The sequence below is a fragment of the Janibacter sp. CFPM2_SD2 genome, from assembly GCF_057364645.1.
In genome coordinates this window covers 1-8,564 of sequence record NZ_JBNFOF010000139.1, presented here as the reverse complement: position 1 = coordinate 8,564, position 8,564 = coordinate 1, and the positions used below count along the sequence as shown (strand labels likewise).

Sequence of the window (8,564 nt, the reverse complement as noted above, 5' to 3'; positions counted from 1 at the left end):
CGTCGCGACGACGACCGCCGCCTGGCGCCACGAGCCCTGACCGGCCCGGGTTGCCGCATTTCCTCAAGGAAATGCAGACCAGAGGGCGCAGGAGGCCGCATTTCCTTAAGGAAATGCGGACCAGGGGGTCAGGAGGCTGCATTGCCGTTGGGCAATGCAGCCTCGGGGAGGGGCCGACCTCAGGCGGTGACGCCGTGGCGGCGCTGGTGGCGCAGGCCGAGGGCGGTGCCGAGCAGCACGAGGACGATCGAGGCGACGAGGACGCCTTCGTAGCCGATCCACGCGGCGGCGGTGAGCGCCACGGCCGCCGCGACGAAGGAGATCGCGAGCGCGAAGGAGGTCAGCGTCGTGAAGTCGGTGCCGGCCGAGTCGGGCCGGGCGAAGTCCATGTTGATCGTGTAGACGACGACATTGGCCACGGCGTAGGCGGCCATGAAGGCGCACAGGGCCACGGTCGTCCACACGGTCGAGGTCTCGCCGAGGGCCAGCGGCATCAGGCCGAGGGTCGCCACGGCGAGCAGCGCACCACCGAGGACGAGCACCCGACGACGGCCCCAGCGGGTGATCAGGGCACCGGCACCCAGCGCGGCGAGCACCGCCGGGGCGGAGGCGATCGCGCCCGAGACGATGCCGATCTTCGTCAGCGACCAGCCGGCGTCGACGAGCGCCGGCGAGACGATCGCATAGCCTACGGCCGCGCCGATGTAGTAGAGCGGCACGACGACGAGCACCCAGGTGCGGCAGCCGGGCTGGCCGAAGACGGTGAGCAGCTCCCGCAGCCCGGCGCGACGCACGAGCACCTCGCGCTCCGGCTCGCGGAAGGCGATGACGACACCCAGGGCCGTGGCCGTGAGCAGGGCGAGCAGCAGGATCGCCGGCACCCAGCCCCACTGGTCGTAGACGACGACCGCCAGGCCACCGCCGACGACGCTGCCGAGGTAGTTGCCGCCGACCTGGATGCCGTTGCCCAGCCCGCGGTCGCCGCCGCCGAGCAGGCGCACGGTGAGCGCGTCGGCGGCGATGTCCTGGGTGGCGGAGAAGAGGACGAAGAGCGAGCAGATCGCGATGACCGGGCCGAGGTGGTCGGCCGGCGTGACGAAGGGGGTGAGCGCCAGGAGCGTGATGACCAGCCCCAGCTGGAGCGGGACGAGCCACGAGCGGTAGTGGCCGAAGCGGCGGCTGCCGTAGCGGTCGACGAGCGGGGCCCAGAGGAACTTGAGCGGCCAGATGAGCCCGATCGTCTGGATCAGACCGAGCGTGGCGAGCGAGGTGCCCCCGTCGCGAAGGATCGCGACGAGCCCGATCGTGAGGAAGCCCACACCGAGGTACTGGGTGAAGTAGAGCGCGGTGATGAGCCGGAACCGCTCTGCGCCAAGGGTTTTGGCGTCTTCGGTGGCCGTCGGGGCAGTGGTGGTCACGGGGGTCTTCCTCGCGCTCGTGGGCAGGTGTCCGGGTAGGGGTCATCGCGCATCAGCGGTGATGCGTGGCGCCGCGAGCTCGACGAGCGGGAGCGGCGCACGACGGTTATGTTAGGCCAGCACTACCTAAGTTAGGTATCCCTTACTTCTAGGAGCATGCTCGGTGAACCCCCACCTCCTGACGCACGAGACCACCGACGACTACGTCGACGGCATGGCGCGCGTGACCCGGCTCGTCGCCCAGCACCTGGCCGCCGACGCCCCGTCGACCGGTGCGACCGTGGCCGACCTCGCCCCCGCGGTCGACGCCGTCGATCTCGACCGCCCCGCGGCCGACCTCGACGCCGCCCTGGCCGAGGTCACCGACATCTACCTGCGCGACGCCATCTGGTTTCACCACCCCAGCTACGTCGCCCACCTCAACTGCCCCGTCGCCCTGCCGGCGGTCCTCGCCGAGGGGATCATCTCGGCGGTCAACACCTCGGTCGACACCTGGGACCAGAGCGCCGGCGGCACCCTCGTCGAGCAGCGCCTGATCCGCTGGACCGCCGGGCGCATCGGCTTCGGCGAGACCGCCGACGGCGTCTTCACCAGCGGCGGGACCCAGTCCAACCTCCAGGGCCTGCTCCTCGCCCGGGGCGAGGCCGTGCGCCGCCACGGCGAGGGAGTGCAGTCGCGACTGCGCGTGCTCGCCACCGAGCACAGCCACTTCAGCGTCATCAAGTCCGCCCGGATCATGGGCCTGCACCCGAGCGCGGTCATCGCCGTGCCCACCGACGAGACCGGTGGCATGAGCACCGCCGCCCTCGCCGCCGAGCTCGACGGCATCCGGGAGCGGGGCGAGACGGCGATGGCCGTCGTCGCGACCGCCGGCACGACCGACCTCGGGGTCATCGACCCGGTCGCGGCCATCGCCGACCTCGCGGCCGACCACGGCGCCTGGCTGCACGTCGACGCCGCCTACGGAGGTGGCCTGCTGACCTCCCTTCGTCGTCGTCACCTGCTCGACGGCATCGAGCGGGCGGACTCGGTGACCGTCGACTTCCACAAGACCTTCTTCCAGCCGGTGAGCTCGAGCGCGATCGTCGTGCGCGACGGCGCGACCCTGGGCCACGTCACCCACCACGCCGACTACCTCAACCCGCGGACGGCCGTGACGCCCAACCAGGTGGACAAGTCGCTGCAGACCACCCGGCGCTTCGACGCGCTCAAGCTGTGGCTCACGCTGCGGGTCACCGGCGCCGACGCCGTCGGCGAGATGTTCGACGAGGTCATCGACCGCGCCCACCAGGTGTGGGAGGTGCTGCGCGACGACGAGCGCTTCGAGGTCGCCGTCGAGCCCGTGCTCAGCACGGTCCTCATGCGCTACCGGCCGAAGGGGGTCGGTGTCACCGACGCGGACTCGCTCAACCCCCGCATCCGGCACGCGCTCCTCGACGACGGGTCGGTCATGGTCGCCGGCACGACGATCGACGGTCGGGCGTGGCTGAAGTTCACCCTGCTCAACCCGCAGACCTCGCTGGCGCACCTGCGCGAGATCATCGAGACGATCGCCACCACGGGTGAGGCGCTGCTCGCCGAGGACGCGATGGACGAGCTGAGCCTGGATGCACCCTTCGAGACGCTTGCTTCGCAAGCTCCTCAGGGAGCGGGAGTGGAGATGGCGCGATGAAGGTGCACGACGTCGTCGGCATCGGGCTGGGGCCCTTCAACCTCGGGCTCGCCGCGCTGACGCACGACCTGCCCGACGTCGACGGGGTCTTCCTCGAGGCGCGGGACGAGTTCTCATGGCACCCGGGGATGATGCTCGAGGGGGCCACGATCCAGGTGCCCTTCATGGCCGACCTGGTGACGATGGCCGACCCGACGAGCCGCTTCGGCTTCCTCAACCACCTCAAGCAGATCGGGCGGCTCTACCCCTTCTACATCCGGGAGAGCTTCTACCCCCTGCGCGCGGAGTACGACCAGTACTGCCGGTGGGTCGCCGACCAGCTCGACACCGTCCGGTGGGGCCACGAGGTGACCGCCGTCGAGCGCGAGGCCGATGGCACCTACGTCGTCACGGCCCGCCTCGGGGACGGGACGGTCACCTCCCTTCGCGCTCGTCATGTCGTGCTCGGCATCGGGACGGCGCCGACCGTGCCACCCGTCGCGGAGGGCCTCGGCGGGCCGGTGACGCACTCCGGCCACTACCTCGAGCACCGAGCGGCCTTGCAGGACAACGAGTCCGTGACCGTCGTCGGAAGCGGGCAGTCCGCCGCCGAGATCTATCTCGACCTGCTCGAGGGGGTGCAGGAGCACGGCTACCACCTGACGTGGATCACCCGCTCGCCGCGCTTCTTCCCCATGGAGTACACGAAGCTCACGCTCGAGATGACCTCGCCGGAGTACGCGCGCTACTTCCGCGAGCTGCCGATGGAGCGGCGCGACGTGCTGCTGCGCGAGCAGCGCAACCTCTACAAGGGGATCAGCGGCGACCTCGTCGACCAGATCTACGACACGCTCTACCGGATCCGCGTCGAGACCGGCGCGCCCGTTCCCACCACCCTGCTGACGAACAGCGAAGTGCGAGAGGCGAGCTGGGACGAGGCGAAGGGCCGCTACACGCTCGGCGTGCACCACGAGGAGCAGGACGCCGCCGTCGAGGTGACGACCGAGGGACTCGTGCTCGCCACCGGCTACCGCCCCCGCACCCCGCACTTCCTCGCGCCCGTCGCCGACCGGATCCGGCGCGACGCCCGCGACCGCTACGACACCGGGGTCGATTACAGCGTCGACCTCGACGGAAGGATCTTCGTGCAGAACGCCGAGGAGCACACCCACTCCGTCCTCGCCCCCGACCTGGGCATGGGCGCCTACCGCAACTCCGTGATCATCAACGCGATCGCGGGACGCGAGGTCTACCCGGTGGAGGAGCGCATCGCCTTCCAGCACTTCGGTGTCGGGGAGATCGAGTCGCCGGTGGTTTCTCGTGGCCTCGCGGTGATGTCCCGATGAGCGACTTCGCGATGATCACGCCGGTCGGGCGGGTGACGATCGAGCCGGTCGTCCCCGCCGAGCACATCGAGCTGCTCCACGCGTGGGTGACGCACCCGCGGTCGGCCTTCTGGGGCATGCAGGGCTTCACCCCCGAGCAGTCGCGGGCGGCCTTCGACGAGATCGACGTCGACCCGCACCATGACGCGTGGCTCGGGCGGGTCGACGGCGTCCCGACCTTCCTCACCGAGACCTACGACCCCGGCCACTCGGTGCTCGCGGCGCACTACCGCGTCGAGCCCGGACAGCTCGGTATGCACGTGCTCGTCGCGCCGACGGAGACCCCGGTGCACGGCCTGACCTCGCAGGTCTTCCGCGCGGTGATGCACTTCTGCTTCCGCGACCCGGCCGTCACCGAGGTCGTCGTCGAGCCGGACGTGCGCAACCTCGCGATCCACGCCAAGAACGCCGCCGCCGGGTTCGTCGTCGACCGGCGGATCACCTTGTCGGACAAGGAGGCCCTGCTGAGCTTCTGCACGCTCGCGGACTTCGCGGGCAGCGAGCTCGAGGGACGAAGGGGGGCACTCCCCTCCCCCGACGTCGCGCACCTCGAGCCCGAGGTCATGGCGCGGGCCCACCGGCACGTCGCGGCCAAGGCGATCGGCGAGCTGACCCACGAGCGGGTGCTCGCGCCCGAGCCGACCGCCGACGGGCGGTGGACGATCGCGGCGGGGGCGGCGACCTACACCTTCGCCGCGAGCCGGCACGCCCTCGAGCACTGGCGGGTCGACCCTGCGAGCATCGAGCGCACCGTCGACGGCCGGGCCACCGAGGTCGACGCCCTCGGCGTCGTCTCCGACCTGCACGAGGTCCTCGGCATCCCCGAGCACCTGCGCTCGACCTATCTCGAGGAGCTGAGCGGCACGCTGGCGAGCCTGGCGCACAAGTGGCACCACGCGCGGCACACGAGCCGTGACCTCGTCGGCGCCGACTTCCAGACGATCGAGTCCGCGATGACCGAGGGCCACCCCGCCTTCATCGCCAACAACGGCCGGATCGGCTTCTCCGCCACCGACCACGCGGCCTACTCCCCCGAGGCCGGCACCGACGTACGGCTGGAGTGGATCGCGGTGCGCCGCACCGTCGCCCACCTCTCGCTGGCCGAGGGTCTGACGGAGGAGGACCTCTACGCCGGCGAGCTCGACCGTGCGGACCGTGAGGGGTTCTCCCTTCGCCTGGAGACGCTGGGGCTCGACCCCGCGGACTACCTGCTCATGCCGGTCCACCCGTGGCAGTGGGACCACAAGCTCGCGGTGACCTTCGCCGCGGACGTGGCCCGACGCGATGTCGTTCACCTCGGCCACACGCGGGACCGCTACCTCGCGCAGCAGTCGATCCGGACCTTCTTCAACACCGACCGTCCCGAGCGGCACTACGTCAAGACGGCGCTGGCGATCCAGAACATGGGCTTCCTGCGCGGGCTCTCGCCGAAGTACATGGAGGCGACGCCGGCGATCAACGACTGGGTGGCCGACGTCGTCGCCGGTGACCCGGAGCTCGCCGACTGCGGGTTCCGCGTGCTGCGCGAGATCGCGGCGATCGGCTACACCGGCGACGCCTACCACCGCCTCGGGGTGCCCAACCCGCACACCAAGATGGTCGCCGCGCTGTGGCGCGAGTCGCCGGTGCCGAAGCTCGCTGCGGGACAACGGCTCCAGTCCCTCACCGGGCTGCTGCACCGCGACGCCGACGGCGCCGCGCTCATCACCGAGCTCATCGCAGCGAGCCCGATCGGGGCCGGCGAGTGGGTGCGGCGGATGCTGCGCGCCTACCTGCGACCGGTCGTCCACTGCCTCGGCGTGCACGACCTGGCCTTCATGCCGCACGGGGAAAACCTCATCCTCGTGCTCGAGGACCACGTGCCCACCGGCGTCTTCATGAAGGACATCGGCGAGGAGGTCGTCGTCATGTCCGACCGCGAGCTGCCGCCCGAGGTCGAGCGCATCCGGCACGTCCTCGACCCGCAGGTGCAGTCGCTGTCGGTGCTCACCGACGTGCTCGACGGCGTGCTGCGCTTCGTCGCCGAGATCCTCGCCGACGACGAGATGCTCACCGGTGAGGACTTCTGGGCGCTCGTCGCCGAGTGCATCGCCGCGCACGCGGCCGACCACCCGCGGGCCGCGCGGCTGGACCTGCTGCGGGAGAGCTTCGAGCACTCCTGCCTCAACCGGCTGCAGCTGCGCAACACCCTGCAGATGGTCGACCTCACCGACCCCGAGGGCTCGCTCATCCGGGTCGGCGACCTGGCCAACCCCCTCCACGCTGCGCACAACCCTGAGCTCCTGCCCCCAACCCTGCAAGACCCTAGGGTTTTGCAGGGTTCTGGCGCCGGCGAAGGGGGCGTGGCCGGGTGAGCCGACACTGGCGGGTGGAGCGGGATGCCCACGGCATCCCGCTCTGCTGGGGGGCCACGCTCGACGACCTCGCCTATGCGCAGGGGCGCTCGGCGGCGATCGACCGGGCCTGGCAGATCGAGGTCGAGCGGCGTCGGTCCGAGGCGACCTCGGCGACGCTGCTCGGGCCGTCCGACTGGGACGACTTCGCGACCCGCGCCGACCTGGCCGGCATCGCCCGGGCCGCGGTCGCCGACCTCGACGACGTGACGCTCGCCTGGGTGGACGCCTACGTCGCCGGCGTCAACGACGGCCTTGACGAAGGGGGTTCCCGCGCACCGGAGTTCGCCGCCACCGGCACGCAGCCGGAGCGGTGGGAGCGCTGGTCGCCGGCCGGGGTCTTCCTCGTCCAGCACGTGCTCATGGGCAACTTCGGGCACCTGCTGTGGCGCCGGCACGTCCGCGCGCAGCTCGGCGAGGACGCCCTCGACCTGCTGAGCCACGAGGGCGTGCCGCTCGGCGGCAGCAATGCCTGGGCACTTACCGGGTCACGCACCACCACGGGCGCACCGATGATCGCCGCAGACCCGCACCGCGTGCTCGAGGCGCCCGGGATCTACCAGCAGGTGCGGCTGACCACGCCCGAGGTCGACGTGTCCGGGCTCGCCTTCGCGGGTGTTCCGGGGGTGCCGCACTTCGGTCACGCCGGCTCGGTCGCCTGGGCGGTCACGCACGCGATGGCGGACTACCAGCAGATCGCCCCCGACGCGGACCCCGTTGTCCCCCACCCGATCTCGCCCGCGGCGTCGACGGCGACATCGGGCTGGCCACGATGCGCCGACTGCTCCTGGCGCGGACGGTCGACGACGTCGACACCGCGCTCGACGGCTGGGTCGAGCCGGTCAACGCCGTCGTCATCGCCGGCGCCGACGGCCGGGTCCGCGAGCGCGTCGCCGGCCGCCTGGTCACCGCCGAGGGTTCGCATCTCCTTGAGGAAATGCGAAGTCAGGGCAGCCAGGTGGGCACGGTGGCGGCGCCGTCGGCACGCCGCGACCTCGCCGACGGCGAGGTCGTCGTGCACGCCAACGACCGGCGCGCCTCGGTCGCCGGGCTCGGTGAGGAGTTCGCCGCCCCCCACCGAGCGCACCGGATCACCGAGCTCCTCGGCGAGCGCCCGACCTGGGACACCGCCGGCCTCGCGGAGATCCAGACCGACACCCGGCTCGGCTCCTGGCCGACCTTCCAGACTCTCCTCGGCGGGGTCGCGGCCACCGGCCCCGCCGAGGAGCTTCGCCAGCGGCTGCTCGCGTGGGACGGCCACATGGACGCAGGCAGCCACGACGCGGCCCTCTTCGCGGCCTGGCGCACCGAGCTCGTCCTCGCCGTCGCGGCCCACCCGCGACTCGCCCCGATCCACGAACCCGCCGGTCTCGCAGCGCTCTTCGCGCCCTGGGTGGACCCGGTCGCCCGGGTCGGCGCCGGCATCGAGCGGATCGTCCACGTCGGGTGTGACTGGGACCTGCCGCTCGACGAGATCGCCGTGCAGGCCCTCGTGCGGGTCGCCCAGGCACCCGCCGATGACCGCACCTGGGGAGAGCGGCACATCGCCCCCTTCGTCCGGGCGGAGCACACCGCCGGACCACCGAGCGGACCGCTGGGTGGTGACGGCGACTGCGTGCTCGCCACGGCCGCCGCGCCCGGCCTGAGCGACCTGTGCTGGCGCGGCCGGCGCCCGACTCGTGTGGTCGCTCGGCGGCCCGAGCTCCCTGGGGTCGTG

The 8,564-nt window shown here is 71.7% G+C and carries 5 protein-coding genes and 1 pseudogene; 5 read left to right on the top strand and 1 reads right to left on the bottom strand.

The window, feature by feature from the left end:
• Positions 1-179 precede the first annotated feature (179 nt).
• Positions 180-1,418, bottom strand: coding sequence for an MFS transporter (locus AC2W7J_RS12720; protein ID WP_485982814.1), 1,239 nt, complete (start codon positions 1,416-1,418; stop codon positions 180-182).
• A 163-nt stretch (positions 1,419-1,581) separates the two neighbouring features.
• On the opposite strand from AC2W7J_RS12720, the gene AC2W7J_RS12715 reads away from it, so the two are divergent.
• The 5 genes and pseudogenes from AC2W7J_RS12715 to AC2W7J_RS12695 form a co-directional block, all read left to right on the top strand.
• Positions 1,582-3,090 (top strand): pyridoxal phosphate-dependent decarboxylase family protein, encoded by a 1,509-nt coding sequence (locus tag AC2W7J_RS12715; RefSeq protein WP_485982812.1) that lies wholly within the window; start codon positions 1,582-1,584, stop codon positions 3,088-3,090.
• On the top strand, positions 3,087-4,415 hold the full coding sequence (locus AC2W7J_RS12710) for a lysine N(6)-hydroxylase/L-ornithine N(5)-oxygenase family protein (protein ID WP_485982810.1): 1,329 nt from the start codon (positions 3,087-3,089) through the stop codon (positions 4,413-4,415). The genes AC2W7J_RS12715 and AC2W7J_RS12710 overlap by 4 nt, the downstream gene beginning before the upstream one ends.
• A complete protein-coding gene (locus tag AC2W7J_RS12705) occupies positions 4,412-6,808 on the top strand; it encodes a GNAT family N-acetyltransferase (RefSeq protein WP_485982808.1) in 2,397 nt (798 codons plus the stop codon). Before AC2W7J_RS12710 ends, AC2W7J_RS12705 begins: the two co-directional genes overlap by 4 nt.
• Positions 6,805-7,530, top strand: a pseudogene (locus tag AC2W7J_RS12700) (penicillin acylase family protein); the annotation flags it as partial. The gene AC2W7J_RS12705 and the pseudogene AC2W7J_RS12700, both read left to right, overlap by 4 nt.
• Positions 7,506-8,564 (top strand): penicillin acylase family protein (locus AC2W7J_RS12695; RefSeq protein ID WP_485982816.1); only part of this gene is annotated, 1,059 nt, incomplete at its 3' end. The pseudogene AC2W7J_RS12700 and the gene AC2W7J_RS12695, both read left to right, overlap by 25 nt.